We start from the raw sequence: 25,897 nt of genomic DNA on the forward strand, positions 1-25,897 counted from the left end.
GCTAATCTGAATGTTCTTAATTTTGCGTCGTCAGCGTTAGGTCTTGCTGCAACACTTGCATTGGATACTCCTTTTTTAGCAACATCTATTACCGTACATTCAAATTTACTAAGATCATCATTTTTGTTTCAAACATCAATTACGCAACTAAAGAGTATGAGTTGCACGATCTATTTGCAGAATTTGGTGATGTATCATCAGCTAAAATCGTAACAGACAGAGAAACTGGCCGTTCAAGAGGTTTTGGTTTCATTGAAATGGGTGATGAAGAAGGACAGCAGGCTATTGAAGCTCTTAATCAAAAAGAATTCAACGGAAAAACATTAAACGTATCTGAAGCTAAGCCAAGAGAAGAGAAGCCAAGAAGAAGCTTCGACAACAACAGAGGCGGAGGTTACGGTGGTAACAATCGTGGAAATGGTGGCGGAGGTTACGGTGGTAACAACCGTGGCGGTAACGGCGGCGGAAATCGTTGGTAAAAAATATGAAGCGGCTTTTTAAGCCGCTTTTTTTATGATTTCTTTTTCTTCTTCTTTTTGTCTTTTTCTTTCTCTTTGCTGATTTTTACCTTTTTCTCTTTCTTCGGGTTTAATATCTCTTCAGCGACTTCAAATTTTGGTTCTTCAATTTTCGCAGGCTTGATTTCAATTTTAAGATCAAAATAGCCTTTAAGATCATTCTGTGTAAGCAATTTTTCACTAAACAAAAATTCAAGAATTTCTTTTCCGGAATCATTGAAAAAGTTGTGTGTGAGTTCTTTTAGCAGGAATTTTCTGTATTCTTCAAACGGAACAATTACCGTGTACTTGAAGATCCTCCCTTCTTTTTCCGTAGATAGATATCCCTTTTCAACCAATATTTTCAAATATGTGGAAACCGTGTTTTGGTGTGGTTTAGGTTCCGGATGCTGCTCCATAACGTCCTTCAGATAGAAAGATTCCATTTTCCAAAACAGCTTCATAAAGTTTTCTTCTGCGGCAGTAAGATGATTGATTTTCATATATTCTTCTAATGTTGAAATTGTATATTGCAATAAAGGTAAATAAAAGATACCATAAAAGCTATTCCAGCTCCCATAAATACTTCTTTTACCGTATGTCTTTTTAAAATAACTCTGGTAAGACCCACCAAGCAGGCAATCCCAAGCCATATAAGGCCCATTTTCCAGTTTAAAGTGAAAAATAATGCAGCTACAAATACATTAAATGCAGTATGCATTGAACTTTTAATGAAAAAATTGCTGATCTGAAGGGCAAAAAGCAAAATTAAAATAAAAAGGGTCACCAGATCAATATATCCATTTTTGATATAATTAAAAACAAGGTAAATAACAATACAGGCTGCAATAAATACATAGAGTGTCTTTCTCTGTATCCGGTTGGAAACATCCATATTAGTATATCTTCCTGTTTTTACATTCCATATTAGCCATATAATGACTGGAACAATAATCATTAATAGTATAGGCAGAAAATAAAGCAGGGATTCCTTAAATGTGTACTCCCTGATGCTCATATACACAAAAAAGATAATCAGAGAAACCAATGGATTGAAGAAATCTGAGATAACTTTTGAGACTTTGTAGAGAAGCGAAGATTTTTTTTCTTCCATATTTAAGTTTAAAAGTCAAATATAAGATTATAAGCCCAAAAAACAAATGAGGGTTGGCTGATTCTATAGATAGATTGCAAGATGTTGAAAATAGTGGTAAGCGTTAATGATCTTTAAGATATGAGATATTTCTTTTGTTTCTTTTTGAAAATATTTAACTTTAATAACTTCTGTTTTAAAGAAGAAAAAAATAATTTTCATTGAATATTTCTGAAATCGTAAAGGTAAGAAAGGCTTACATGTAAATTAATAAACTAACATTAATCTCTATATATATGAAACAATTACTTGTATTTTTTCTGCTTCTTTCAGAGAGTCTGATCTTTGGACAAAATTATTCTTCAAAAGAATTTTCTTCCACAAAAACTCCTGTTCATCAATTGAGAATCTATGAAATTCCGAAGGAGAACAAGCAAGTTTTTTTAGATCGGTTTAGAGACCACGCCTTGAGAATCATGAAAAAATATGGATTCAATATCGTATCCATTTGGGAGTCTGAATTTGAAGGGAAAACAGAATTTGTTTACCTGCTTGAATGGACAGATGAAAATACTATGAAAATTGCATGGCAGGCTTTTATGGCAGATAAAGAATGGAAAGATATTAAGATGCAGACTGCAAAGCTTCATGGTGATTTTGTCAATAATATTGAAGACAGAACCTTGAAAATTACAGAATTTTCACCGGAAAAGACGCTCTTGAAATAACCAAAAGAGATATTAACAATAATTAAAGATGAAAGAATTAGGAGAGTAAAATGTGATTTTTTTTTGATCCCAGTTTTACCAGTTGTTTCAGGGAAACTATACTGGCAGGCTGATTTCTTATATATTTCAATAAGAAAATAACATCCGGAATGTTATTTTGAAAATGTTTCTTAGGGTCGAAAATTAAGAATAATCCATTCCGCCTGCAAGTAGATTTTACAGAAAAAACGAAAAGTTACTTATGCATACAATAAAAACAAAGTTTTTTTCATAATTTTGCTCAACTATTTCATCATAAAAAAGCAAGAGCTAACACATGAAAGAATTTTCTAAAGAGGTATACCTGAAGTGGTATGAAGATATGACAATGTGGAGAAGGTTTGAAGACAAATGCCGTTCTCTTTACCTAAAACAAAAGATCAGAGGATTTTTACATTTGTATAATGGCCAGGAAGCAATCCCTGCCGGATTTACACATGCAATGGATCTTACAAAAGATAGTATGATTACTGCTTACAGATGTCACATCCATCCAATGGCGATGGGAGTAGATCCTAAGAGAATCATGGCTGAACTTTGTGGTAAAGCTACAGGTACATCCGGAGGTATGGGTGGATCTATGCACATTTTCAGTAAAGAGCACCGTTTCTACGGAGGACATGGTATTGTTGGAGGACAAATTCCTTTGGGAGCAGGTATTGCTTTTGCAGATAAATATTTCGACAGAAAAGCGGTGAATATCTGTTTCTTCGGAGATGGTGCTGCAAGACAAGGTTCATTACATGAAACATTCAACATGGCGATGAACTGGAAACTTCCTGTAGTATTTGTTGTTGAAAACAACCAATATGCAATGGGAACTTCTGTAAAAAGAACAGCGAATCACGAAGATATCTATAAATTAGGATTAGGGTATGAAATGCCTTGTCTTGCTGTAGATGCGATGGATCCTGTAAAAGTAGCCGAAGCTGCCTACGAAGCTATTGAAAGAGCTAGAAGAGGAGACGGGCCGACATTTATTGAAGCAAGAACTTACCGTTACAGAGGACACTCTATGTCTGATGCTGAGCCTTACAGATCTAAAGAAGAAGTAGCTATTCATAAGAATGATGACCCAATTGAATTGGTAAAACACAGAATTCTTGAAAACGGATGGGCTACAGAAGCTGAATTGGAAGCTATGGATAACAAGTCAAGAGACTTTGTTGAAGAGTGCATCGAATTTATGGAAAATTCTCCATATCCAGACGCTGAGAAAATCTATGAGTATGTGTATGCTCAGGAAGATTATCCATTCTTAGACAAATTAGAAAACTAAAAGATAATGAGTTAATTTGACAATTTGAAAATTTGAGAATGAGATGATACGACATCCTTTTTTAATTTTCAGATTTTCAAATTGCTAAATTTTCAAATTAAAATAAATTATGGCAGAAGTAATTACGATGCCCCGCCTTTCCGACACTATGACGGAAGGTAAAGTGGCGAAATGGCATAAAAAAGTAGGAGATAAAGTAAAGGAAGGAGATATTTTAGCTGAAATTGAAACTGACAAAGCAGTTCAGGATTTCGAATCTGAAATAGAAGGTACCCTTTTATACGTTGGTGTAGAAGAAGGTGCTGCAGCTGCTGTAGACTCTGTTCTGGCAATTATCGGTAATGAAGGAGAAGATATTTCAGGATTAACAGGTGCTGCTGCTGCTCCAAGTGCAGCTTCTGAAGAAACAAAATCAGAAGAACAGCCTAAGGCAGAAACTGTGGAAACTGCTTCAGCAGAAGTTCCGGCAGGAGTAGAAGTGATTACAATGCCAAGACTTTCTGATACAATGACAGAAGGTAAGGTTGCTAAGTGGCACAAAAATGTTGGTGATACAGTAAAAGAAGGTGACCTTCTTGCTGAAATTGAAACAGATAAAGCAGTACAGGATTTCGAATCTGAATTCAATGGAGTACTATTGAAGCAAGGTGTAGAAGAAGGAGGTGCTTCTCCGGTTGATACTGTATTAGCTATTATTGGCCCTGCAGGAACTGATATTTCATCTGTAGGAGCTCCTAAAGCTGCTGCTCCGGCATCAGAAAAACCAGCTGAACAAAAAGCAGAAGCTAAGACTGAAGAAAAAGCTGCTCCGGCTGCTAACACTTCATCTTCTGACAGAGTGGCAATTTCTCCATTAGCTAAGAAAATGGCTCAGGATAAAGGAGTTGACATCAATAGTGTTCAAGGTTCAGGTGAAAACGGAAGAATCGTTAAAAAAGATATTGAAAACTATCAGCCAGCTGCAAAATCAGCGGCTTCAGCTCCGGCTGCAAGTGCTGCTGCGCAGGTTGCTGTAAACTTCGTTCAGGGAGAAGATACAGAGACTCCAAACTCACAGGTAAGAAATATTATTGCAAAACGTCTTTCTGAAAGTAAGTTCTCTGCTCCTCACTATTATCTGATGGTTGAAATCAACATGGATAAAGCCATTGAAGCTAGAAAAGAGATCAATTCTATTCCGGATACGAAGATTTCATTCAACGATATGATCATTAAAGCAACTGCGATTGCTCTAAGAAAACACCCTCAGGTAAATTCAAGCTGGGCAGGTGATAAGATCATCCACAGAGGAAATATTAACGTTGGAGTGGCAGTAGCTATTCCTGACGGATTGGTAGTTCCTGTATTGAAGAATACGGATCAAATGTCTTACACTCAGATTTCTGCAGCTGTAAAAGATATGGCTTCAAGAGCTAAGAATAAAGGTCTTAAGGCTAATGAAATGGAAGGATCTACATTCTCTATTTCTAACCTTGGAATGTTCGGAATCGAGACATTTACAAGTATCATCAACCAACCCAACTCTGCGATCCTTTCAGTAGGAGCAATCATTGAGAAGCCAATCGTTAAGAACGGTCAGATTGTAGTAGGGAACACAATGAAACTTTCATTAGCATGTGACCACAGAGTTGTAGACGGTGCTACAGGTGCTCAATTCTTACAAACTTTAAGAACATATTTAGAAAATCCATTAACTTTGTTACTGTAATTTTCTGAATTGAAAATAATAAAGCCTCCCAATTGGGAGGCTTTTTGTTTTTGGGCACTTAAAGAGAGAATCTAAATATGGAGTAAGCCTGCGGAACGTCGTTGTATTATGATTCTCTTCATGAAAAAACATTATATTTATGAAATAATTTTCCGGAATCTACAAAAACAAAAAACGATGAATAAGATAGGGGTTGTTTGTGTTATAATTGTGCTTGCTATATTAGGTGTATTCTTTTTGGCAAGTGATTCTGAATATGTTTTAGAATCGGAGCCCAGAGAAAATACTATTTTTTCAGAAAATAATGTTTTTAGTTTAAGCCCGAGTTTGAGAAGTGAAGACGGTGATATTTATTACACGATTAATACATTTTTATTTACTGACAGTAAGAAAGAGGATGAGCCTGCTGTTGTTATTGATAACATTAAAGTAACTCTTCGTTCAGATGGAAAAGAAATTCCTGTGGATGTGGAGAATTTACAGAGCAGCAAAGGTATTCTCTTTAAACAATCTTCCAATGAAATAATTCATCATAGCGCTGCTGCGAGATATTTTTATGTCAATTGTGATCATTCAGATTATACTTTAAATCTTAAGCTTACGTATGGATTAGAAGGGAAATCTTATACTATAGATAAAGAATACCGGTATAAGAAAATACTACACACTACAGGAAAAAAGTTAATAAGGTTATTTTGAATATTCTTCCATTGATTATTGGCTTTTAGTAGTAGATGTATTTATTATATTTATAGTTACAATATTGTTTTGTTCTATTTATATTTACTATTTTTGAATCATGATTAAAGCAAGAAATATCCATAAATCTTATGGGAATTTAGAAGTACTGAAAGGAGTTGATATTCACATTAAAGTAGGAGAAGTGGTTTCTATTGTAGGAGAATCCGGAGCAGGTAAATCAACATTGCTGCAGATTTTAGGAACGTTGGATCATCCCACTCAATCCGGAAAATATGATACTGAAATTGAGATCGCTGGTAAGTCATTTATCAATATGAATGATAAGCAATTATCAAAATTCAGAAATCAGAATATTGGTTTTGTATTTCAGTTTCATCAGCTGCTTCCTGAATTTACTGCTTTAGAAAATGTTTTGCTTCCTACTAAAATTGCAGGAGCTAACGAAAGGGAGTCTCTTGAAAAAGCTTATGCCCTGTTTGAGGATCTTAAAATTGAACAACGACTGAATCATAAACCCAATCAGCTTTCCGGTGGAGAAGCGCAAAGGGTAGCCGTTGCAAGGGCTTTAATCAATTCACCTAAAATTATCTTTGCTGATGAACCTACGGGAAACCTGGATTCAAAAAATGCGGACGACCTTCACAGACTGTTTTTTGACCTTAGAGATAAGTATAATCAAACTTTTGTGATTGTAACCCATAACCCGAATCTGGCTGAAATTACCGACCGTAAGCTTGTCATGAAGGATGGAATGATTATAGAATAGCTTTTTTTACACCAATGATGAAACATTTCCTTTTTCTTTTTATACTTTTAGTTTCCTGCTCAAAAGCTGAATCACAGCAGGCAGAGGTGTTGGGAATTCCCCAATCCAGAATTTCAGAAATTAAAAACTTCATTAAAGATAAAGGCTATAATCAGGATCTGGCAATTTTTATTAACTTTAAAATTCCATCCGGAAAATACCGCTACTTCATTTACGATCTGAAAAATAATAAAATAGTACAAAAAGCTATCGTAGCGCATGGTTCAGGATCTGTAATCTCAGGATCAAATGCTTTGAAATTCAGTAATATTGAAGGTTCTTATCAGTCTTCTCTTGGAAAATATGCCGTTGGAGGAAGCTATGTAGGACAATTTGGAAAAGCTTATCGTTTAAAAGGGTTGGATCCAACTAATGATAACGCTATGCAGAGGGCAATTGTTCTTCATTCTTTTAGCAGCGTTCCAGATGTTGAATCTGAAAGATCAACCTCATTGAGCCTGGGTTGCCCGATGCTTTCAGTTAATGCTTTTAAAGAGACTGCGAAATACATTGACAAGTCGGAGCTGCCTATTATTTTATATGCTTTTTATTAATCTATAATTTATACTTAATTCCATATGTCCTTAAAATTTCTGGCAGAAGACGACAGACCACGGGAGAAGTTCTTACAAAAAGGTAAGAATTCACTTACTGATTCTGAACTCTTAGCCATTATCATGGGAAGTGGGAATAGGGAAGAGAGTGTGTTGGAACTGGCCAGGAAGATTTTAGCCTCTGTAAACAATAGCTGGCATCAGTTAAGTTTGCTTTCCGTTAAAGATCTGATGAAATTCAAAGGAATAGGAGAAGCTAAAGCCATTTCCATTATTACAGCTTTGGAAATTGGGAGAAGGAGAGCGGGACAAGAAATTCCGGAACGTTCAGTGATCGGAAACAGTCATGATGCATATTCAATCCTGAAAAATCATTTGTCAGATTTAAGAACTGAAGAGTTTTGGGCTATTTTTCTAAATAACAGCAACAAAGTAATATACACTTCACAGCTAACACAAGGTGGAATCAGCCAATCTATCGTAGATGTCAGGGTGCTATTTAAAACAGCTCTTGAGCATTTTTCAACAGGAGTGATTATTGCTCATAATCATCCTTCAGGCAGCCTTAAGCCAAGCAAAGAAGATATTAACATTACCCAAAAAATAAAAGAAGCTGGAAATGTATTAAGCATTCAGCTTTTAGACCATATTATCATTACACAGAATTCATATTTTAGCTTTTCGGACGCAGGATTATTATGATAAGAAGATTGAAATACCATGAAATTGATTTTGTAAAATATTCTCAATGTTTAGAAAATTCTGAGCAAAGAAAATACTCTGCAACAAAAGACTTTTTAGACATTACAGCACCCAAACAATGGGAAGTACTTGTATATAATGATTACGAAGCAGTAATGCCAATCCCTTTTGTGAGAAAATATGGAGTGAAAATCGTCCATAATCCAAAACTTTGCCAGCAATTAGGCGTTTTCTCTCATAAGGATAATGTAAATCTGAATGAACAGTTTTTAGATTATCTGGAGAGCCATTATCTCATTAGAGTGTATCCATTTAATGATGGTAATGAACTTCGTACAAAACTCAGAATAAAGAAAAATTTTTTGATCTATCCTGATGCTTATGAGAAAGTATATGCCCGGTATTCTCCCAAAAGAAAACGGAAACTAAGGCTGGATGAGGAAGTATTGGATCATTCAGAAGTAAAAAGTGTTTCTTATGATGATATAAAACCTTTTATAGAATCCAATATCGTAGGGCTTGGCAAAGAAAGTGATCTGGCTGGTTTTATGGAGATCTATAAAGCCTCTTACCATTTCAAATATTTGAGTTTTCTAGCTTTTTATTATCATGGTGAAATTATCAATGCTATTGCCACTTATTCGGATTGTAATATGGTTGCGCTTTTAGGAACTTTCAGTAATAAAGAATATGTAAAACTTTCCGGAGCTTCTGTACTGATTGACCGGATGATTAAAGAGACAATAGAGACTCATATTTTTGATTTTGAAGGGGGAGATATTCCGAATATTGAAGAATTTTTTAGAGGATTCCGTCCAGAGTTGAAACCTTATGCAGTCATAGAATCTTCCAAAAAAGACCTGTTTAAAAAATTAGGATCTTTACTTTTAAAAGGACGGATTTTTTAATGATAAAAAGCATTGTTTAGATTGGTTCTAAGTTAGTATTATTCCGTACCTTTAAAAACACTTATAATAACCGTTATGTTACAGCAAATTCGTCATTATAAATTAGCTTATATGCTTTATAATTTCTTTAAGAAAAGTAAGTTAAAGCATAATATCCCATTATATAAAAAGTACGGGGTCAACAAGAGCTATTTTTCAAGTATTTCAAGTAAAGATTTTGCTCATCTCCCTCAAACACAAAGGAGTATTGCTGAAAATAAACTTTTGTCCACTGCTTTTTTTAAAAGCTTATCAGAAGAAAATAAGGAAAGTGCTCTTCGTTATGATGATAACGGATACATGATCCTAAGAAATTTCATTAGTCCGGAAACTGCAGAAAACATCAATATTGAGATTGAAAAGCTAATGAAAGACGGAACATTAAAATTCCATTATGGAGGCAAACTTATGTTTGCGATTCATCATTCTGAAATCATTAGAAATATAGGAAGCGATAAAAATTTGCTGGAGTTTCTGTCTGTTTTGCTTGACGGTAAAGCCAAATTGTTTCAAAGTATCAATTTTATTAACGGAAGCCAGCAGAAAACCCATTCAGATAGTATTCACATGACAACTTTCCCATTGGGAGGACTTTTAGGAGTATGGATTGCTCTGGAAGATGTGGATGAACATAATGGTGCATTACATTATATTCCGGGAAGTCATAAATTACCTTATTTCCTGAATTCTGATTATGATAATGAAGGTACCGCTCTCAAAATAGGGAAGAAAAGCTATAAAGCTTACGAAGAATTTTTGGAAAACAAGGTCAAAGAATTAGGGCTGAAAAAAGAAGTTTTCCGTGCGAAAAAAGGGGATATGTTAATTTGGCATGCCAATATTCTGCACGGCGGAGAGCCTCATACTGATAAAAACAGAACCCGAAAAAGCCTTGTATATCACTTTTTTGACGAAAACAGTGTATGCTACCATGAAGTTACACAAAGACCTGCATTATTTGAACTGTAATATCAGAAAATATTAGTAATTTTGCAGTCTAAAATTATGACGAGTCTTTCAGGATATTTACCCTATGCATTTGCATTAATTATTGCAATTCCTTTTTTGGTTTTGCTCAGACAATTTGTACACTCGTATATTACTCTTAAAAACCAGGAACTCAAATTACTTACCGTGAAGTCGAATTCGGAGAATAAAGCCCATTCTTATGAGAGAATGACTTTGTTTCTGGATAGAATAAAGCCTTCCAATATAATCCAGCGATTTGATAAGGGATTGGCGGTTCATGAGTTTATTTTCCTTACAGAAAAAGCAATCAATGAAGAGTTTGAATACAATTCCTCCCAACAGCTTTATGTAACGAAAAACTCCTGGAAAAATATTGTGGACTCTAAAAATGCCATTATAGACCTTCTTCATAAAACTTATGACGGTTTGAAAGGAGAGGTGCAACTGGATGAGTTCAAAACCATCTTCATCATGAACTATATGGAAAGCAATGATTACGTTGCTGAAACAATTGAAGATTTAAGAAAAGAAATTTTAATAATAACTTAAAAAATAACAGATAAATAATGATTCCAAATTTTAAAGCACATCCATGGCACGGAATTTCTGCAGGAGAAGATGCGCCAAATGTTGTAAACGTATTTGTGGAAATTGTTCCTTCAGATACTATTAAATATGAAGTAGATAAAGAAACAGGATATTTAAAAGTAGACAGGCCTCAGAAATTCTCTAATATCATCCCGGCTTTATATGGTTTTGTTCCAAGAACATATTGTGATAAAGAAGTGATGAGACTGGCTATAGAATCAGGAGCTACTGATGTGACAATGGGAGATCATGATCCACTTGATATTTGTGTTTTAAGTTCTCACAATATCCACGCAGGAGGTTTATTGATGGAAGCTATTCCAATCGGAGGTTTTAAAATGATTGATGGTGGTGAAGCCGATGATAAAATTGTAGCAGTAATGATCAATGACCATGCTTTTGGACACTTTAGAGATATTACTGAGTTGCCAGAAGCGGAAGTAAAAAGATTGATGCACTACTTCCTAACATATAAAAACTTACCGGATGAGCCTGCAAAATGCAGAATTCAAGAGGTTTACGGTGCTGAGCATGCAAGAAAAGTGATTAAAGCTTCTCAAACAGACTATGCAGATAAATTTGGGGGATAAGATTCTCTGATATACATCATACAAAAAGGATAAATAGGAAACTGTTTATCCTTTTTTTTGGAATAAAAATAAAGTTTTCTCCTAAAATGAAGCTAGGCTTAATACTCTTTAAGTTTTAATTCCTCTTAATGATTTAAAAAATTGAAAACAGCTTTCAATCCCCATTTTATCAGCTTTTATATTGATTTTCAATCTGTCATATTTTTAAAGAAATTGTCATCTTTATCTAAGATTCTTTTGGTTGACAATGATAAGTCCATGATTTTTTTAATGCTTTGATGGTAATTATTTATTATATTTATTTTTCTATTACCAAAAAAATATTAAACTATGGATCTATTTGTGTTAGTGCCAATTTTTGGTGTCGTAGCCTTGGTGTATACATTTCTTCAGAGCAACTGGGTAAGTAAACAGAATGCAGGAAATGAAAAAATGAAAACAATCAGCGGACATATTGCTGATGGTGCCATGGCTTTCTTAAAAGCTGAATATAAAGTCTTAGCCTATTTTGTCGTCGTTGTGGCCATTCTTTTGGCAGTAATGGGATCAAGTAATGCCAATTCTCACTGGAGTATAGGGCTTGCTTTTGTGGTGGGGGCTATTTTTTCTGCGACAGCAGGTTTTATTGGAATGAAAATAGCGACTAAAGCCAATGTAAGAACTGCAGAAGCAGCAAGAACTTCCTTATCTAAAGCTCTTAAAGTTTCTTTTACAGGAGGTTCTGTGATGGGAATGGGAGTGGCAGGACTTGCCGTGTTAGGATTGGGAGCTTTATTTTTAATTATTAAACAGATTTTTGCACCGGAAGCCACAGTAGATTCCCACGAAATGGAAACCACTATAGAAATTCTTACAGGATTTTCCCTTGGTGCTGAATCTATTGCTCTTTTTGCAAGAGTAGGTGGCGGTATTTATACAAAAGCGGCAGATGTTGGAGCTGACCTGGTAGGAAAAGTGGAAGCTGGAATTCCGGAGGATGATCCAAGGAACCCGGCAACTATTGCAGACAATGTGGGAGATAATGTGGGAGATGTTGCAGGAATGGGTGCCGACCTTTTTGGATCTTATGTAGCTACTGTATTGGCAACAATGGTCTTGGGAAGAGAAACCATTTCTGATGACTCATTCGGAGGTTTTGCACCGATTTTGTTACCAATGTTGATTGCGGGAACAGGAATTATCTTTTCCATGATAGGAACTTTATTTGTAAAGATCAATGATAATGAAGGTTCATCCACTTCCAGCGTACAAAATGCATTGAATTTAGGAAACTGGGGCAGTATTGTGATTACAGCTATAGCATCTTATTTTCTGGTAACTTATGTTCTTCCTGAAAAAATGATTCTAAGGGGGCATGAATTTACCAAAATGGGAGTATTCGGGGCAATAATGGTAGGGTTGGTTGTAGGAACCTTAATGAGTATTATTACTGAATATTATACCGCAATGGGGAAAAGACCGGTCTCCAGTATTGTGAGACAATCTTCTACCGGACATGCAACCAATATTATCGGGGGACTTTCTGTAGGAATGGAATCAACATTACTTCCGATTATTGTACTGGCAGGTGGAATCTACGGATCTTATTTATGTGCCGGATTATATGGAGTTGCCATTGCTGCTGCCGGAATGATGGCCACTACAGCGATGCAGCTTGCTATTGATGCATTTGGACCAATTGCAGATAATGCAGGAGGTATTGCTGAAATGAGTGAGCTTCCAAAAGAAGTCCGTGAAAAAACAGATATTCTGGACGCTGTAGGAAATACAACTGCTGCTACAGGAAAAGGGTTTGCCATTGCATCTGCAGCATTAACGGCGTTGGCTCTGTTTGCAGCCTTTGTTGGGATTGCAGGGATTGACGGCATTGATATCTACAGAGCGGATGTTCTGGCAGGTCTCTTTGTTGGTGGAATGATTCCGTTTATATTCTCTTCATTAGCGATCACTGCCGTTGGACAAGCTGCCATGGCCATGGTGGAGGAAGTAAGAAGACAGTTCCGTGAAATCCCGGGAATTCTGGAAGGAAAAGCCCAGCCGGAATATGAAAAATGTGTTGCGATTTCTACCGATGCTTCTATTCGAAAAATGATGTTGCCAGGAGCTATTGCCATTATCTCACCATTGCTGATCGGGTTTATTTTTGGTCCCGAAGTACTGGGAGGTTTCCTTGCAGGAGCTACTGTATGTGGTGTATTGATGGGGATGTTCCAGAATAATGCTGGCGGTGCCTGGGATAATGCCAAAAAATCATTTGAAAAAGGGGTTGATATTAATGGTCAGACGTACTATAAAGGCTCAGAACCTCATAAAGCTTCTGTAACAGGAGATACAGTAGGAGATCCGTTTAAAGATACTTCCGGGCCGTCAATGAATATCCTGATTAAGTTAATGTCAATTGTTTCTTTGGTGATTGCCCCTACTTTAGCGGTCTTGCATAAGGATAAGATTGAAGCCAACAGAAAGGCAAAAATAGAAAGCTTAATGGGAGTTTCAGGAGTTGCTGCAATGTCTTCAGAACTTAAAGTTCCTTTTGTTCCGGGTGAAGTAAAAGGGCATCTTAATGAAAGTGGAGATTTTGTCTATGAAACCGGAAATCTGCAAAAAGTAAAACTGAAAGGCGGAAAAACAATAGAATTAGGAGAAACCAGTCAGTTGTATCAGTTTTATAATTCTGTGAATCAAAAAGATAAATCTGTTTTAGATCCTAATAAGTGGTATACCATCGAAAACCTTTATTTTGAAACAGGATCAAGTGATTTAAAAGCAGGTTATGAATTACAGCTGAATAATATTGTTGAAATCTTAAATGCATATCCTGATCTGAAAATAAAATTAGGAGGATACACAGACAATAGTGGTAATGAAGAAAGTAATCAAAAGTTATCTAACCTGAGAGCTCAGACCGCAAAACTTAAGCTGTTGGAGTTGGGAATTTCAGCTGATAGGATAGAAGCTGAGGGGTATGGTTCACAACATCCTATTTGTGAAGCCAATGATACTGAAGAATGTAAGGCTAAAAACAGGAGAATTGATGTAAGAGTTCTGGCTCTTTAAGATCAATATAAATAATAGTAAAGCATCGCAAAAGCGATGCTTTTTTGTATGTTAACTCAAAGAATTTACATAATGAAATCAGATTTTTAAGGCACAGAGGCTTTATCTGTGATAAAATTAATTCGTGTATTCGTGGCAAAACTGCAGTGTTCTTTATTGAGAATCTTTAATTTTCTTGTGTCTTACAAAAGCATACTGTTTAAATCTTTTTGTGCCTTTGTTATTTCCAACCTAAAAAACTACTTATGTGATTATTAAAGATTTTTTCTAAGATGCTCCAATGCCTGAATAATCACTTCGTCTTTCTTAGCAAAACTGAACCGGATGTAATCTGAATTCTGCTTGGAGTTATAAAAGGCCGAAAGCGGGAGACAGGCTACCTTTTTATCGATGGTAAGCCATTTTGAAAACTCTACATCTGTCATCGTTTTGGAAACGTTTCTGAAATTGACAATCTGGAAAACACTACCCTCAGCCTCTTGTTCAATTTGCAAAGGTGTTTCTTTAATCAATCGATTAAAAATATCCCGTTTTTTCTGCATTATTGTTTTGTTTTCTGAAGGGTCAAATACTTCCAGGTACCTGGCGATGGCGTATTGAGCAGGTGCATTGGCACTATAGGAAATATATTGCTGATGATTCCTGAATAAAGCGGTCAATTCTTCAGAAGCAAGCATATAGCTTACTTTCCATCCTGAAGTATGAAACATTTTCCCAAATGAAAAAATACAGAATGTCCTGTTCCTAAGTTCAGGATGGATAAATGAACTGTAATGCGCTGCTTCATCATAACAGTAAGTATCGTAAATTTCTTCTGAAATTAAATAAATTTCCCGGTTGCTTATCAATTCATATAATTGTTTCCAGTCATTTTGTTGCCATATTTTTCCGGTAGGGTTTTGTGGCGAGTTAATAATTATTGCTTTGGTTTTTTCGGAAATGCAGGATTTGAACTGATCCCAATTAATTGTAAGATCTTGATCCAGGTCATAATAAACAGGAATCCCGCCATTCATCACAACGGAAGGTGAATATGTATAATAAGAAGGCTGGATAATAATAACTTCATCTCCTTGATTTAAAATAGATTTAAGTGCAGTATATAAAGCAAAGGTTGCACAGGGTATAATGGTGATTTCATTTATTTTTAAAGAAATACTGTTTTTCCGTTTACTGTTGAAACGAATGATGCTTTCGATTAATACCGGATTTCCGGCAAGAGGTTCATAATGATGAGTATCAAGATTTGCTGCCTCTCTTAAAAAGAATTTCAAACGTTCATCAATATCAAAATCAGGCAGCCCCAACGAAAGATCATAGCTTCCATGTCTTACTGCCAGTTCAGACATTTCTGTAAAAAAGGAATAATGAGTAAATCCGTTAATTTCTTTCATCTATTTTGTATTTTAATCAAAAGTAATAAAAAATTGATATTATATAAAGTATATGTTTTTAAATGCGTTAATGTTGATGTTTATTCTTTTAATATTTCATATAGTAAGGGAAATTAAATACGGCTTATATCCACCTGAAAGCCGATGATAACTCTATATGATCTTTTTTCGTTGTTTCAAATTCAATAAAAATTGTTATTTTTAAGAAATTTATTCTTTATGAGAAAACTACTTATTCCGTTATTGGCTCTTGCTTTGATGACGAGTTGCGGAACGGCACAGGTTGCTGATGGTACATCTACACATCGTGTTTCTGAAAAATCAGATAAAGCGTTTACGAATGCCTACAAGATGATTAAGGCAGATGAATTAAAGAAAAACCTTTATGTTATTGCTTCAGACGAGATGGAAGGCAGGGATACAGGAAGCAAAGGCCAGAAAAAAGCGGGAGAGTATATTGTTAATTACTATAAAAATTTAGGAATCTCTTTTCCAAAAGCACTAGGGTCTTATTATCAGAAAGTTCCTTCGGATTTTATGAAAAAAAGAGGAGGTGGAAATCTTCCGGACTCAGAAAATATCCTGGCTTTTATCGAAGGGGGTGAAAAACCAGAAGAAATTGTAGTGGTTTCTGCCCATTATGACCATGTGGGAACCAAAAATGGAGTAGTATATAACGGAGCTGATGATGACGGAAGTGGAACGGTTGCTGTAATGGAGATGGCTAAAGCTTTTCAGGAAGCTAAAAAAGCAGGGAATGGTCCTAAAAGATCGATTTTGTTTCTTCATGTGACCGGAGAAGAACATGGTTTATTTGGTTCAGAATATTATACAGATCATCCGGTTTTCCCGTTAGCTAATACGGTTGTTGACCTTAACATTGATATGATTGGACGTGATGATCCGGAAAATAGAGGAAAACAATATGTATATGTGATCGGTTCGGATATGTTGAGCTCCCAGCTTAAAGTAATTAATGAAGAAGCTAACAGAAAGACCAATAACTTGGAACTGAACTATAAATATGATGATCTTAATGATCCGCAGCAGTTATATTACCGTTCAGACCACTATAACTTTGCCAAAAACAACGTTCCGGTAGCCTTTTTCTTTGATGGAATCCATGAAGATTATCACAAACCAACGGATAAACCGGACAAAATTGATTATAAACTATTGGAAAAAAGAACCCAACTTGTTTTTACTACCGCATGGGATATTGCTAACAGAGCGGACAGAATTGTGGTAGATCATAAATAAGGGTAAAGGATTTAATTGGATTATAACTTATATCCGGAGGTGCAAGATTCATGTATTCAGGTTTTTAAGGGTATATATTATTCTTTAAATTAATCTGGTAAACATGTTTTTTGCACCTTTGTTCTATTCAAGAATCAATTTATTTTTAGTTATGAATATATTAATCCGTGAAGCCAGATCAGAAGATATTCCACAAATTCAGGTCATAAGAAATTCAGTGAAGGAAAATACCTTATCAGATCCCGGTTTGGTTACCGATAGAGATTGTGAACTCTTTATGTCAAGAGGGAAAGGCTGGGTAGGCGAAGCAGAAGGGCAGGTTGTAGGCTTTTCGATTGTTGATTTGAAAGAGAATAACATCTGGGCATTATTTGTACATCCTGATTTTGAAAACAAAAAAATTGGGAAAAAGCTTCACAACATAATGCTTGACTGGTATTTTGAACAGACAAAAGACAAAGTTTGGCTTGGAACTTCGCCTCAGACAAGAGCTGAAAATTTTTATAGAAAATTAGGTTGGCGAGAGATTGGAATACATGGAAAAAGTGAGATCAAGTTTGAAATGACTTACGAAAACTGGAAAAATAAAAGAATATGAGACCACAATTGAAATCCATAAGACCCTTTATCGGAGCGCAGAACTTTGAGACCAGTCGAAAATTTTATAAAGATTTGGGATTTGAAGAAGTGATCCTTGAACCTAAGTTATCACTCTTTATACGAGAAGAAATAGGGTTCTATCTTCAGGATTATTATGCAAAAGATTGGGTTGATAATACCATGATCTTCATGGAGGTTGCCAGTACAGAGGAATTCTGGAAAGAACTTTTGACTTTAGGACTTACAGATACATATGAAAATGTAAAACTTACCCCTATAAGAACCATGGATTGGGGGAAAGAGTGTTTTGTACATGATCCATCAGGGATTTTATGGCATTTTGGTGAGTTCTTTTGATTAGGAAAAATAATATAAATGCTGCTAAAGAACTATCTTGGCTGTATAATTTAAGAAAAAATGATTTACGCATTCGATACTTACTACTATGAAGACTATGCCAATACCGTATGTATAGCCTTTGAAAAATGGACATCCGAAAGGGAAGTAGAGATTTTTACAGAGCAAACGCCTGTCTCTTCAGAATATGAAAGCGGAGCTTTTTACAAAAGAGAATTGCCGTGCATTCTGAGTTTATTGAATAAAATTGTTCTAAAAGAAGAAGATATTATCATTGTTGATGGTTATGTTACCCTTGATAATGAAGGAAAAATAGGTTTGGGAGGACATCTTTATGAAGCATTAGAGGGAAAACATCCGATTGTCGGAATTGCCAAAAATGAATTTACTACACCTGATTCCCAAAGAAGAAATGTACTTCGTGGCGATAGTAAAACACCCCTTTTTGTGACGGCGAAAGGAATAGATGTAGATCAGGTTAAGCAAGATGTAGAACAGATGCATGGTCCTTACAGGATTCCTACCTTACTGAAAAAGCTGGATCAGCTAAGCCGGGAATAAAAAATGGAGTGATTTCAAATATTAAAAATAAACTGTTGTCATTCTGAGAATATTGAAAAATCTATAAAAATCAGAATGACAGATTTGAAGCCAATCAATTTTTCTGATGATTAATATACTGATCGGTATATTTTTATATATTTGTATATCCTTTCGTTTAAAAATAAGAGGAGATTTTTTTAATCTAAAATATACCGATTGGTATTTTTAAAAAAATAAACAACACTATGAAAGAAGCATTTATCATTGCAGCAAAAAGAACTCCTATCGGAGGTTTTATGGGGAGTTTATCTGGTTTTACAGCTCCACAATTGGGGGCTATGGCTATACAGCATACTTATGAAAGTGTAGGAGTTTCCCCAAAAAATATAGACAGCATATATATGGGAAATGTATTGAGTGCAGGCGTGGGACAGTCGCCTGCGAGACAGGCAGCCATTTTTTCGAAAATTCCGGTAGATAAAGATGCTACTACCGTAAATAAAGTATGTGCTTCAGGAATGAAGGCCGCCATCATCGGAGCACAACAGATCCAACTCGGTTTAGAAAGTCTTGTCATGACAGGCGGAATGGAAAGTATGAGCAATGTGCCTCATTATAATTACCTTCGGAAAGGGCATAAATTAGGTGATACAGCGCTTACAGATGGTCTGATTAAAGACGGTTTGTGGGATGTGTATCATAACTTTCATATGGGAAGTGCGGCAGAGCTAGGAGTGAAAAAATACGGATTAACAAGACAACAACTGGATGACTATGCGCTAAGCTCTTATAAAAGAGCCCAGGAAGCAGCATCAGGAAATAAATTCAAAGCGGAATTATTTAAAATCACCATTGAAGGAAAGAAAGGAATTACAATCGTAGAAAGAGATGAAGATATTGATAAACTGATTCCCGAGAAAATATCCTTGTTGAAACCTGTTTTTGAAAATGACGGGATGCTCACGGCTGCCAATTCAAGCAATCTCAATGATGGTGCAGCCGTAATATTACTTGGTTCCTCTGAGGCTGTACAAGAGTATCATCTTAAGCCATTAGCTAAGATTATAGCGTATGCTGATGCTGCTCAGTCCCCGGAGTGGTTTACCACTTCTCCATCTGTTGCCATTCAAAAAGTTTTGAAAAACGCAGGACTTAGCCTGTCTGATATTGATTATTTTGAAATCAATGAAGCTTATTCTTCTGTAATTTTATCCAATCAGCAGATTCTGGGATATGATTTGGATAAGGTTAATGTATATGGGGGAGCTGTGGCAATGGGACATCCAATCGGAGCCTCAGGAGCACGAATTATGGCCACTTTGGTGAATGTATTACGGCAGGAGGGTGGAAGGTATGGTATTGCAGCGATCTGTAATGGTGGCGGTGGAGCTTCAGCAATTCTTATTGAAAATTTAAATTAAATAAATAATTTTATACAATAAAAATCTGTTAAAGGGTTTTTTAAAATATTATTTACATCATCAGGAAATATTAAGTATGAAACAGGAAAATGAAGGATTATAGGAAAAATAGATCATTATTGGAAAATAATTCCAACCCATCATACAACGTCTTATTCTGTTGATAAAATGATTTCTGATCATAAAACGGTTAAAGTTGTAACGGTAAGTAAGCATCATGAAAACTAGGAACAGATTTTTGAATGTCCTAACCTTGAAGAAATAAACCTGGATAATCCCAGCCAGGCACAGGTTCAAGCAATGAATGAATTTGGAGGTTAAGAATAAAACATTTTCGAGCTATCTCCGCTACAAAATCTTCCTCAACTGAAAGCACTGCATCTTGAAAATTTCCAGCTTTGAAAGATTTAAGGAATTAAAACTCTGAGATACCTTCACATTAGCGAAACTTTAGACTGGAAACAACCCATTGAAAATTTCACATTTTTAGAAGCACTTCCAGAACTTGAAATACTCAGTCTTATGTTTTTTCTTCTTAAGACTCCGTTTCCTGCTTTTAAACCTCTTGTAAGGCTGCAAAAGCTTTTGGAGATAAGAATACCCAGAGAAACATTAGATACAGCAGAATATGCCTTTTTAGAAATTGCTAAACCAATCGCAATAAAAGGGTTCGAAAATGAAACCTCATGGCCTTTGTATATTAATTATACTGATCAGGAATATGTAAGTTTATTGGGACAAGGAGAGGGGAGAATAAAGCTTAATCATCCTGAAATTCATGAGAAATTAGAGGCTTACCTGAAAAAATATGAAGACCATAAGGAAAATGCCAGAGAAATCATTCGGAATCTATAATGATTCAAAAGCATTGATAATTATATAATTAACTTTTATTTTATTGTTTATTTATCAATGCTTTTCTATTAAATATCTTTAAACTGATAAATATCATTACATTCTTATTTTTATTGATTCTAAATAAATATAAATTTGTCTCATAAAAATTAAGAATTCTATGAAAAAAATAACTACTCTTTCTGCTGTCGTTTTATTTGGGCTCGTAAGCGCTCAGTATTGCACTCCTACTTTTCAGTATGGTGCAGGAAGTAATATGATAAGCAATGTTACCTTTGGGAGTATCAACAATAATTCATCTACCAATTCATCCACAACACAAGAATATGAAGATTTTACTTCTTTTTCAACTGATCTGGTAGCTGGGAATGCATATCCAATATCAATAAAAGGTCCGTCAAGTACTTTTCCCAGTGATGTAATGGTTTATATTGATTTTAACGGGAATGGTAGCTTTGATGATGCGGGAGAGAGCTTTTATATTGGCAGACTGGAGGCAGCCAATCCGGCCAATGCTTTTACTATTGATAATACGATTACGATTCCGTCTACTGTCTCAGGGGGTAGTAAAAGAATGAGAGTGCTTAAAAATACAAATGTAATGGCGTATTCAGATCCGGGTGCTCAAAACTCTATCTCTTCTGCATGTGACTCCGGATTAAGAGCAGGCCAGACTGAAGATTATACAGTAAATATTCAGGGAAATAGCAATAGTTTTCCATTTCCATATTGTGGATCTGAAGGCATAACAAGCCTTACTGTAAGTGAAATAGGTAAGGTAGAATTTGCAGGAGTAGAAAATGAGAGCCCCGTTGATGGAAACTCAACCGTTATAGAAGATTTTACGGGAACCATTTTTAATGTCAGCCGTGGAAATGGTTATCCCATAACCGTGACAGGAGGAACTCATGGACAAGTAACAGTTTCTGCCTATGCTTATATCGATTTTAATCATAATAATCAATTTGATGCCGATGAAAAGTTTAATCTTGGATATCTGGACAATTCAAACCCAATTTCCGGTCATGAATCAGGAGTGACTTCAGAAACAATTACTATTCCAGCTAATGCGTTATTAGGAAATACACGTTTCAGACTGGTAAAAGCGTATGAATCAAGCTCATGGATGGGAACGCTGGAGAATCTTCCATGTCCTTCAGGTTGGTTTATTGGCCAGGCAGAAGATTACACGATCAATGTACAGCCGGAAAGCCTTTCCACAACAGAAGTTTCTAAGGATAAGTCTATTGAGGTGAAAGTATATCCAAATCCTACCTCCGGAAACGTATCCATCAGAATGAAAGAAAAATTGGAAAAATATGAAGTTTATAACATATCAGGACAAAAACTTTCGGAAGGAAACTCTGATACGGTGAATATGGACAGCTTTATTCCAGGAACTTATCTGATTAAAATACAGACAAAAGATAAAAAAGTAATTACTGAAAAGGTAATTAAAAAGTAAAACACATATCTAATCATATCCATATCAATTTTTGTTTTTTACCGGCAGATTATATCTGTCGGTTTTGTTTTGTAGATATTTCATCATATTGATAATGAGTTTTTTGTATTTTTGAAAATAGCTGCAGCTATTTCTTAACTATTCTTAGTGCCTTAAATATCTTAATGGTTCAGGTATTTTAATACTTTATATATTCTTATTTCTGTTCCAAAATATCCAGAAGATCCTGTTTTGAAAGCCCCTGAAATTTTGTTCCATCTGTTTTAAGAAGGTTCTGAGCCAATAGCTTTTTCTTTTTCTGAAGGACAAGGATTTTTTCTTCCACTGTATTGGAACAGATCATACGGACAGCAATGACGTTTTTAGTCTGTCCTATACGATAACTTCGGTCGATAGCCTGGTTTTCAGTTGCCGGATTCCACCATGGATCGATCAGGTAAATATAATCAGCTTGGGTAAGGTTAAGTCCCACACCACCAGCTTTTAGACTTATCAAAAACACCCTGATCTCTTCATTCTCCTGGAAGTTAGCTACTTTTTGGCCTCTGTCCTTAGTTTGGCCTGTAAGATATTCGAAAGGAATTCCGTGGCGCTCCAGTTCAGGCTTCAATAAATCCAGCATTCCTACAAACTGAGAGAAAACAAGGATTTTATGATCTTTCGATTTTCCAAGGATCTGTTCCATCAGAATTTCAATTTTAACGGCATTTTCTCCAGAGTATCCTTCTTTAATCAATACGGGAGAATTGCAGATCTGTCTGAGTCTTGTAAGACCTGTAAGAACGTGCATGCTGTTTTTATTGAGATCATCGTCATCATTGGCCGCAATAAATTCACGAAGTTCTTTTTCATAAGCATCATAAATCCTGCGTTGTTCGATATTCATTTCACAATAGATAACAGTCTCTGTTTTCTCGGGAAGCTCTTTGGCTACTTGTTTCTTAGTTCTGCGGAGAATAAACGGTTTTATCTTCTGCTGAAGCTCCATAGCCCGTTTACTGTACTCAAATTTATCAATAGGAATGGCGTAAATATCTTTGAAATAATGTTTGCTGCCCAATAAGCCAGGGCATGCAAAAGAAAGCTGGCTGTAAAGATCGAAAGTGCTGTTTTCAACAGGAGTTCCGGTAAGTACAATTCTGTTCCTGGATTGAAGCAGGCGAGCTGCTTTATATCTTTCAGAATTAGGGTTCTTAATGGTCTGTGACTCATCAAGAAAAGTATAATTGAAATTAAAAGTTTTCAGAAAACGGATATCGGAAAGTAACATTCCGTAGCTGGTTAGAATAATCTCATAATCAGATAGGTGAGTGGTTGATTTTTGCCTATCCGGACCATAATGAACTAAAACTTTTATGGAAGGGGCAAACTTTCTGACTTCTTCCTGCCAGTTGAAAATCAGGGAGGTAGGAACTACAACCAGATTCGTGGTATGTCCTCGTTTTTCCCTTTGAGAAAGAATAAATGCAATGACTTGAAGGGTTTTTCCCAATCCCATATCATCGGCAAGACATCCGCCGAAGTTGAAGTCATCAAGAAAATTAAGCCAGTTTAATCCTTCATGCTGATAATCTCTTAATTCAGCATTTAATTCCACAGGAATATTAACCTGAGGAATATTCTTACCGGGTGAAAACTGAGTGGAATAAGTCGTTATTTCATCCTGAATTTCAGTACTCAATATCTCTTTTTCAAAAAGAGAAGAGATTTCAGTAAAATTGATTTTCGGAATCTTTAGCAGCTCTTCATCAATTTCTCCAGCCTGAAAATAAGCGGCGATTTTGTCCATCCATTCTTCAGGAAGAATCCCGAGACTGCCATCATCCAGCTGGACGAATTTACTTTTATTACGGATGGTTCTGTGAAGCTGTTTTAAAGTGGCTTCTTTCTGTCCAAAACCTACTTTTAATTTTGCATTAAACCAATCCAGCCCACTCGTAATCTGAATATTAATCTTGGCACGATGGGGGTTAAGCTTATTGTTTTTCAGTTCATTAAAGCCTAAAATGATAATGCCTTCATTTCGCCATGCTTCAAATGCATTCAAGAACCAGTTATCATCAAGAAATTTATCTCTGTGCAGATAGAAATATTGATAGCCATCCATCTGTTCTTCAAAATCAGGATGCTGCTGCATTACCAAAGAGGTAAAGCGGGCTTCCGAAGCATCATTTCGTTCTATTTTGAAAGGATTTCCATTCTGATCGGTATCAAAAATCTGCTTTCTGGAATATACAGGAACTTCTACCTGACCGTACTTCATGACAGGGGTAATTCCAATATAATTTTCCTGCTGACGAAGATAAATGACTCTTTCTATCTGGAATTTTTTTTCTTCAAGCTGTACTTTCGTTGCGCTTTGTATATAGCTGTAATTGATATGAATATGTTCTTCTAAACTAGAGAGGGTTTGCCGCATGAATTCCTCATATTTTGAAGAATGAATCAGCAAAATTTCGTTATTTGCCTTGAAAAACCTGATGATCCTAAGCATGTCAGGGTGGTCTATAAGGCTGAATGTGTTGCTGTTATATACAAAATATTCATTTCTGATTATCACATTTTTAAAAGGAACGGAAGAATCATTTAATAGCAGGCTTCCGGTAATTTCATAAAATGGATCTTTCTTAAATACAGAGAGTTGAACCTCGGTATTTAAAGTGTTAAGTGTAACAGGTGTAAGGGACTTTGCAGAGACCGTTTCTGCGATTTCCCGATCATGATAGTATACCTCCAGATCGAGAGGATTTTTTACAATTAGTTTTAACGCTTCCCATTCCGCAGCATTATACTCTTCATTGTAGTTGTTCTGAAAAGAAGAAATAGCAGTATAGAATTTTATGTCCAAAGGCTTTTCCGCTTTCCAAATCAATTGCATGGCATCTACGGCATTAACAGGATTTTTAATCTTACCGGTTTGGGTGGTCTCAGCCTCCATGAGAGAAAATACCAAATGATTGTAGTAACGATGTTTACCGATGACCAATATTTGTTTTTTACCTGTTTCCTGTGCTGCCAGCTCATCCAGTTTAGAAGGGAGCTGGGGCAAAAGGTCTCGTTGGAACATTTGCTCATCCATAGGAAGCATTTCCTTGATTTTCGGCAGAATTTCAAGTTTCCCTTCTGTTAATCTCAATTGAAAGTATTGGTCGAGATCCGGTTCATTTTCTAAACCATAGCCTTTGGCTTTAGATAGGAAGGTCTTTTTACGTAGAATTTCATCAAAGAAAATGCGGTATTTCTTTTCTTCCAGAATACAATGGATGATTTCTGCCTGGTGAGCACAAAGCTGAGCTTTAGAATGATCACAAGTACAGCTACAAATCAACGAATTATTTATACGGCTTATAGTAACCATCGGAAAATCCTGAAGTGAAGAATCCTTTGTAAAGATTCCTGTATTATTTTCGATGGCAACAGGGTAAACTTCATGAAAGTCAGTGATTCCAATAAATGAACTTTCTGAGGTATGCTTTAGTAAATCATACACGGAAAGTGTACTGATATTGATGTTTTCAAGAATATATTCTGCCATAAAAATTACTCAGAGCAAACTTACAAAAAAACGATAAAATGAAAGGGCTCTTACAACTTTCAGACCTATAAAATATTTTTAATATAACAGTCTAACAATGTATCAGATTACTAAATTGAATATATTCATTTTGGCTACAGCTTCGTCCGTTTTGGCAACTCTTATCTTTTTTATGATGCTGAACTTTGTCCTGTAATTTTAAACAAGAA

24 protein-coding genes are annotated in these 25,897 nt (G+C 35.6%); 20 read left to right on the top strand and 4 right to left on the bottom strand.

Annotation, left to right across the window (positions count from 1 at the left end; all coding sequences use genetic code 11):
* Nucleotides 1-113 precede the first annotated feature (113 nt).
* Nucleotides 114-479 (top strand): RNA-binding regulator, encoded by a 366-nt coding sequence (gene rbp / locus NBX25_RS17575; RefSeq protein ID WP_502799781.1) that lies wholly within the window; start codon nucleotides 114-116, stop codon nucleotides 477-479.
* 32 nt (nucleotides 480-511) lie between these two features.
* Here the strand turns inward: rbp and NBX25_RS17580 are convergent, their stop codons facing one another.
* A complete protein-coding gene (locus NBX25_RS17580; RefSeq protein WP_250254611.1) occupies nucleotides 512-1,000 on the bottom strand; it encodes a BlaI/MecI/CopY family transcriptional regulator in 489 nt (162 codons plus the stop codon).
* 8 nt (nucleotides 1,001-1,008) lie between these two features.
* Nucleotides 1,009-1,611, bottom strand: a complete 603-nt coding sequence (locus NBX25_RS17585) for a phosphatase PAP2 family protein (RefSeq protein WP_250254613.1) — start codon at nucleotides 1,609-1,611, stop codon at nucleotides 1,009-1,011.
* 275 nt (nucleotides 1,612-1,886) lie between these two features.
* Here NBX25_RS17585 and NBX25_RS17590 point away from each other — a divergent pair, with 275 nt between their 5' ends.
* The 12 genes from NBX25_RS17590 (at nucleotide 1,887) to NBX25_RS17645 (ending at nucleotide 14,258) form a co-directional block, all read left to right on the top strand.
* Nucleotides 1,887-2,318, top strand: coding sequence for an NIPSNAP family protein (locus tag NBX25_RS17590; protein ID WP_250254615.1), 432 nt, complete (start codon nucleotides 1,887-1,889; stop codon nucleotides 2,316-2,318).
* Nucleotides 2,319-2,634: 316 nt separating this feature from the next.
* Nucleotides 2,635-3,636, top strand: a complete 1,002-nt coding sequence (gene pdhA, locus NBX25_RS17595) for a pyruvate dehydrogenase (acetyl-transferring) E1 component subunit alpha (protein ID WP_123907856.1) — start codon at nucleotides 2,635-2,637, stop codon at nucleotides 3,634-3,636.
* Between the two features lie 109 nt (nucleotides 3,637-3,745).
* Complete coding sequence (locus NBX25_RS17600; RefSeq protein WP_250254616.1) at nucleotides 3,746-5,344, top strand: dihydrolipoyl dehydrogenase family protein; 1,599 nt, start codon at nucleotides 3,746-3,748, stop codon at nucleotides 5,342-5,344.
* A gap of 177 nt (nucleotides 5,345-5,521) precedes the next feature.
* Nucleotides 5,522-6,043: a hypothetical protein gene (locus NBX25_RS17605; RefSeq protein WP_250254617.1), complete on the top strand. Its 522-nt coding sequence runs from the start codon at nucleotides 5,522-5,524 to the stop codon at nucleotides 6,041-6,043.
* A gap of 100 nt (nucleotides 6,044-6,143) precedes the next feature.
* Entirely contained in the window at nucleotides 6,144-6,812 is a 669-nt protein-coding gene (locus NBX25_RS17610) for an ABC transporter ATP-binding protein (protein WP_123907853.1), read from the top strand.
* 14 nt (nucleotides 6,813-6,826) lie between these two features.
* On the top strand, nucleotides 6,827-7,405 hold the full coding sequence (locus tag NBX25_RS17615) for a murein L,D-transpeptidase catalytic domain-containing protein (protein WP_250254618.1): 579 nt from the start codon (nucleotides 6,827-6,829) through the stop codon (nucleotides 7,403-7,405).
* A 24-nt stretch (nucleotides 7,406-7,429) separates the two neighbouring features.
* Nucleotides 7,430-8,107, top strand: a complete 678-nt coding sequence (gene radC / locus NBX25_RS17620) for a RadC family protein (RefSeq protein WP_123855651.1) — start codon at nucleotides 7,430-7,432, stop codon at nucleotides 8,105-8,107.
* Nucleotides 8,104-9,015, top strand: coding sequence for a hypothetical protein (locus NBX25_RS17625; protein ID WP_123907850.1), 912 nt, complete (start codon nucleotides 8,104-8,106; stop codon nucleotides 9,013-9,015). The genes radC and NBX25_RS17625 overlap by 4 nt, the downstream gene beginning before the upstream one ends.
* A gap of 75 nt (nucleotides 9,016-9,090) precedes the next feature.
* Complete coding sequence (locus NBX25_RS17630) at nucleotides 9,091-10,023, top strand: phytanoyl-CoA dioxygenase family protein (protein ID WP_250254619.1); 933 nt, start codon at nucleotides 9,091-9,093, stop codon at nucleotides 10,021-10,023.
* 36 nt (nucleotides 10,024-10,059) lie between these two features.
* Nucleotides 10,060-10,572 carry a DUF7935 family protein gene (locus NBX25_RS17635; RefSeq protein ID WP_123907848.1) on the top strand — a complete coding sequence of 171 codons (513 nt, stop codon included), beginning with the start codon at nucleotides 10,060-10,062 and terminating at the stop codon, nucleotides 10,570-10,572.
* 17 nt (nucleotides 10,573-10,589) lie between these two features.
* Nucleotides 10,590-11,201, top strand: a complete 612-nt coding sequence (locus NBX25_RS17640; RefSeq protein WP_123907847.1) for an inorganic pyrophosphatase — start codon at nucleotides 10,590-10,592, stop codon at nucleotides 11,199-11,201.
* A gap of 330 nt (nucleotides 11,202-11,531) precedes the next feature.
* A complete protein-coding gene (locus NBX25_RS17645; protein WP_250254620.1) occupies nucleotides 11,532-14,258 on the top strand; it encodes a sodium-translocating pyrophosphatase in 2,727 nt (908 codons plus the stop codon).
* Between the two features lie 254 nt (nucleotides 14,259-14,512).
* Here NBX25_RS17645 and NBX25_RS17650 read toward each other — a convergent pair whose 3' ends face one another.
* Complete coding sequence (locus tag NBX25_RS17650; protein ID WP_250254621.1) at nucleotides 14,513-15,652, bottom strand: aminotransferase class I/II-fold pyridoxal phosphate-dependent enzyme; 1,140 nt, start codon at nucleotides 15,650-15,652, stop codon at nucleotides 14,513-14,515.
* Between the two features lie 219 nt (nucleotides 15,653-15,871).
* Between NBX25_RS17650 and NBX25_RS17655 the strand changes: the two genes are divergently transcribed.
* The 7 genes from NBX25_RS17655 (at nucleotide 15,872) to NBX25_RS17685 (ending at nucleotide 22,153) form a co-directional block, all read left to right on the top strand.
* A complete protein-coding gene (locus NBX25_RS17655; protein ID WP_250254623.1) occupies nucleotides 15,872-16,912 on the top strand; it encodes a M28 family metallopeptidase in 1,041 nt (346 codons plus the stop codon).
* 151 nt (nucleotides 16,913-17,063) lie between these two features.
* Entirely contained in the window at nucleotides 17,064-17,510 is a 447-nt protein-coding gene (locus tag NBX25_RS17660) for a GNAT family N-acetyltransferase (RefSeq protein ID WP_250254625.1), read from the top strand.
* Nucleotides 17,507-17,869, top strand: coding sequence for a VOC family protein (locus tag NBX25_RS17665; RefSeq protein WP_123855658.1), 363 nt, complete (start codon nucleotides 17,507-17,509; stop codon nucleotides 17,867-17,869). The genes NBX25_RS17660 and NBX25_RS17665 overlap by 4 nt, the downstream gene beginning before the upstream one ends.
* 60 nt (nucleotides 17,870-17,929) lie before the next feature.
* Nucleotides 17,930-18,430 (top strand): endonuclease V, encoded by a 501-nt coding sequence (locus NBX25_RS17670; protein ID WP_123855659.1) that lies wholly within the window; start codon nucleotides 17,930-17,932, stop codon nucleotides 18,428-18,430.
* 227 nt (nucleotides 18,431-18,657) lie between these two features.
* A complete protein-coding gene (locus NBX25_RS17675) occupies nucleotides 18,658-19,833 on the top strand; it encodes an acetyl-CoA C-acyltransferase (protein ID WP_250254627.1) in 1,176 nt (391 codons plus the stop codon).
* Nucleotides 19,834-20,355: 522 nt separating this feature from the next.
* Entirely contained in the window at nucleotides 20,356-20,688 is a 333-nt protein-coding gene (locus NBX25_RS17680) for a hypothetical protein (RefSeq protein ID WP_250254629.1), read from the top strand.
* Nucleotides 20,689-20,848: 160 nt separating this feature from the next.
* Complete coding sequence (locus NBX25_RS17685; protein ID WP_250254630.1) at nucleotides 20,849-22,153, top strand: T9SS type A sorting domain-containing protein; 1,305 nt, start codon at nucleotides 20,849-20,851, stop codon at nucleotides 22,151-22,153.
* A gap of 196 nt (nucleotides 22,154-22,349) precedes the next feature.
* Here the strand turns inward: NBX25_RS17685 and NBX25_RS17690 are convergent, their stop codons facing one another.
* The gene (locus NBX25_RS17690; protein WP_250254632.1) at nucleotides 22,350-25,688 is read right to left on the bottom strand and encodes a DEAD/DEAH box helicase; all 3,339 of its coding nucleotides are present in this window, start codon (nucleotides 25,686-25,688) and stop codon (nucleotides 22,350-22,352) included.
* Between the last annotated feature and the right edge of the window lie 209 nt (nucleotides 25,689-25,897).

The organism is Chryseobacterium sp. Marseille-Q3244, from assembly GCF_940807095.1.
GTDB lineage: Bacteria > Bacteroidota > Bacteroidia > Flavobacteriales > Weeksellaceae > Chryseobacterium.

What these genes read in the sequence shown, in the direction of transcription:
- NBX25_RS17580 (WP_250254611.1), bottom strand. Translation starts at nt 1,000, where the DNA reads ATGAAAATCAATCATCTTACTGCCGCAGAAGAAAACTTTATGAAGCTG.
- NBX25_RS17585 (WP_250254613.1), bottom strand. Translation starts at nt 1,611, where the DNA reads ATGGAAGAAAAAAAATCTTCGCTTCTCTACAAAGTCTCAAAAGTTATC.
- NBX25_RS17590 (WP_250254615.1), top strand. Translation starts at nt 1,887, where the DNA reads ATGAAACAATTACTTGTATTTTTTCTGCTTCTTTCAGAGAGTCTGATC.
- pdhA (WP_123907856.1), top strand. Translation starts at nt 2,635, where the DNA reads ATGAAAGAATTTTCTAAAGAGGTATACCTGAAGTGGTATGAAGATATG.
- NBX25_RS17600 (WP_250254616.1), top strand. Translation starts at nt 3,746, where the DNA reads ATGGCAGAAGTAATTACGATGCCCCGCCTTTCCGACACTATGACGGAA.
- NBX25_RS17605 (WP_250254617.1), top strand. Translation starts at nt 5,522, where the DNA reads ATGAATAAGATAGGGGTTGTTTGTGTTATAATTGTGCTTGCTATATTA.
- NBX25_RS17610 (WP_123907853.1), top strand. Translation starts at nt 6,144, where the DNA reads ATGATTAAAGCAAGAAATATCCATAAATCTTATGGGAATTTAGAAGTA.
- NBX25_RS17615 (WP_250254618.1), top strand. Translation starts at nt 6,827, where the DNA reads ATGATGAAACATTTCCTTTTTCTTTTTATACTTTTAGTTTCCTGCTCA.
- radC (WP_123855651.1), top strand. Translation starts at nt 7,430, where the DNA reads ATGTCCTTAAAATTTCTGGCAGAAGACGACAGACCACGGGAGAAGTTC.
- NBX25_RS17625 (WP_123907850.1), top strand. Translation starts at nt 8,104, where the DNA reads ATGATAAGAAGATTGAAATACCATGAAATTGATTTTGTAAAATATTCT.
- NBX25_RS17630 (WP_250254619.1), top strand. Translation starts at nt 9,091, where the DNA reads ATGTTACAGCAAATTCGTCATTATAAATTAGCTTATATGCTTTATAAT.
- NBX25_RS17635 (WP_123907848.1), top strand. Translation starts at nt 10,060, where the DNA reads ATGACGAGTCTTTCAGGATATTTACCCTATGCATTTGCATTAATTATT.
- NBX25_RS17640 (WP_123907847.1), top strand. Translation starts at nt 10,590, where the DNA reads ATGATTCCAAATTTTAAAGCACATCCATGGCACGGAATTTCTGCAGGA.
- NBX25_RS17645 (WP_250254620.1), top strand. Translation starts at nt 11,532, where the DNA reads ATGGATCTATTTGTGTTAGTGCCAATTTTTGGTGTCGTAGCCTTGGTG.
- NBX25_RS17650 (WP_250254621.1), bottom strand. Translation starts at nt 15,652, where the DNA reads ATGAAAGAAATTAACGGATTTACTCATTATTCCTTTTTTACAGAAATG.
- NBX25_RS17655 (WP_250254623.1), top strand. Translation starts at nt 15,872, where the DNA reads ATGAGAAAACTACTTATTCCGTTATTGGCTCTTGCTTTGATGACGAGT.
- NBX25_RS17660 (WP_250254625.1), top strand. Translation starts at nt 17,064, where the DNA reads ATGAATATATTAATCCGTGAAGCCAGATCAGAAGATATTCCACAAATT.
- NBX25_RS17665 (WP_123855658.1), top strand. Translation starts at nt 17,507, where the DNA reads ATGAGACCACAATTGAAATCCATAAGACCCTTTATCGGAGCGCAGAAC.
- NBX25_RS17670 (WP_123855659.1), top strand. Translation starts at nt 17,930, where the DNA reads ATGATTTACGCATTCGATACTTACTACTATGAAGACTATGCCAATACC.
- NBX25_RS17675 (WP_250254627.1), top strand. Translation starts at nt 18,658, where the DNA reads ATGAAAGAAGCATTTATCATTGCAGCAAAAAGAACTCCTATCGGAGGT.
- NBX25_RS17680 (WP_250254629.1), top strand. Translation starts at nt 20,356, where the DNA reads ATGTTTTTTCTTCTTAAGACTCCGTTTCCTGCTTTTAAACCTCTTGTA.
- NBX25_RS17685 (WP_250254630.1), top strand. Translation starts at nt 20,849, where the DNA reads ATGAAAAAAATAACTACTCTTTCTGCTGTCGTTTTATTTGGGCTCGTA.
- NBX25_RS17690 (WP_250254632.1), bottom strand. Translation starts at nt 25,688, where the DNA reads ATGGCAGAATATATTCTTGAAAACATCAATATCAGTACACTTTCCGTG.